1 protein-coding gene is annotated in these 308 nt (G+C 73.4%); it reads right to left on the minus strand.

Annotation, left to right across the window (positions count from 1 at the left end; all coding sequences use genetic code 11):
• Positions 1 to 285: hypothetical protein (locus ACHAAC_RS17475; protein ID WP_435717657.1), on the minus strand; the 285-nt coding region annotated here is incomplete at its 3' end.
• Positions 286 to 308: the final 23 nt, after the last annotated feature.

Below are 308 nucleotides of genomic sequence, written 5' to 3' on the forward strand. Positions count from 1 at the left end.
GAACGACACCTCGCCGGAGGACAGTGCCTGGTTCGTCGCGGTGGACTGCTGGAGTCGCTTCGCGGTGCGGACGAGGCGGTCACCGGCGGCGCGGTCACCGCCGTAGTCCCGGGCGAGCAGATCGCCCGTGGAGGTGGCGCCGGCCCGCTTGGCCGCGCCGGAGGCGTCGAGCACCCGGGCAGCGGCGGCCTTGTGTGCGGACAGCCGCGACTCGATCCGGGCGATCTCACCGATCGCCGCCCGCACCGTCGGAGCATCGAGACCGTCCCACGCGTCGGACGACATGCCGTCGAGCAGCGCACCGATCT

It is taken from the genome of Aeromicrobium sp. CF4.19, assembly GCF_051262555.1.
Taxonomy (GTDB): Bacteria; Actinomycetota; Actinomycetes; order Propionibacteriales; family Nocardioidaceae; genus Aeromicrobium.